The organism is Roseateles cavernae (genome assembly GCF_040187885.1).
Taxonomy (GTDB): domain Bacteria; phylum Pseudomonadota; class Gammaproteobacteria; order Burkholderiales; family Burkholderiaceae_C; genus Roseateles_E; species Roseateles_E cavernae.
On record NZ_JBDPLH010000037.1, the window covers coordinates 1 to 1,075 of the forward strand.

Here is a 1,075-nt window from a genome sequence, read left to right on the forward strand (position 1 = left end):
AACGATGCTAGGCATAAGACAGGGCCGGTGTGTGACGCCTAACGTTCGCGCTCAGCGGGCGGCGCAGCCGTCCGCTGGAGCAAAAGGTTGAGCCGCATTTCGACGCGAAATGGCACGCTGCGTCTGGAGGCACACGGCGGTTGCCAAGATGATCGGCCCAGCTACCGCCGCCGCTGCCCCGAGAGGGAGCGCATCAAAGACGGCAACGATGGCGAATAACGCGGCGGCACAAGCTGCCCAGAATGGCCAACCGCGCTTGAACGTCCTGCCTTTTATGGTTTTAGCGGCAAGTAGCCAGTAGCTTCCCAATGCGTAGGGCGCCGCTATGACTAGCAGCAGATTGAACGTCGTGAGCATTGGCTGCGTTGGCATGCCAGCAATGGCAGCGACGATGGCCCAGGGCAACATGACGACCGCGACGATCGTTGCAGGCGCTCCGCAACATATAGCTGCCAGAGTCAGGAACACCGGGTGTTTAAACATGCTGCTCAACGTTGAAGACGAGCGGCGCCGAAGGCGTCCGCCTCGGTTGACCAGTTAGTCATCACAGCCGCCACCACTCCATTCGACTAGTGTCGCTGTTCCAGTAAAGATGGATTGAATCGCAGTTGCCACCGCTAAGGTTGAGCGAGTTGGCGATCTTTGAAGGGCGACATCCCGGCAGTGCTTCGTCCATCGGACTGCAAAACTGTTCGTCCACTTGTAGCTTCGCCGGAGCCTCGCATATTGCTGCCTGAATCGATGCGCCAATGCCGAAGGCAAGAAACTGCGTTCGTGTCTTTCGGCCTTTGACGCCAGCAATCCGTATCGCGAGTTCGAGTCCTGCGCCCTTGTAGCCGACCATTGCCCAGTCGCGGCGACCGTCGCCGTTGAAGTCGCCGCTCACCAGAGTTGCCCGGTCCCATTTGGTGAGAGGCTTCGCGGCAGCGATTGAAGCTGCGGCAGCGTGGCCCTCACTCGCCGACGAAGCATGGGCGGATGCAATCAGAGCAGTCGACACGGCGCAAAAGGCGAGTCCTCGCATGATGGCTAACGTTCGACGTGAGCGGCGGCTGGAGGCAGGCGAAGCCTGCCG

At 60.4% G+C, this 1,075-nt stretch carries 2 protein-coding genes; both read right to left on the reverse strand.

Annotated features, from left to right (window positions below; translation table 11 throughout):
* Positions 1 to 51: 51 nt before the first annotated feature.
* Positions 52 to 483, reverse strand: coding sequence for a hypothetical protein (locus ABGI63_RS25750; RefSeq protein ID WP_349745370.1), 432 nt, complete (start codon positions 481 to 483; stop codon positions 52 to 54).
* A 61-nt stretch (positions 484 to 544) separates the two neighbouring features.
* On the reverse strand, positions 545 to 1,075 hold a 531-nt coding region (locus ABGI63_RS25755; protein WP_349745371.1), incomplete at its 5' end, for a hypothetical protein.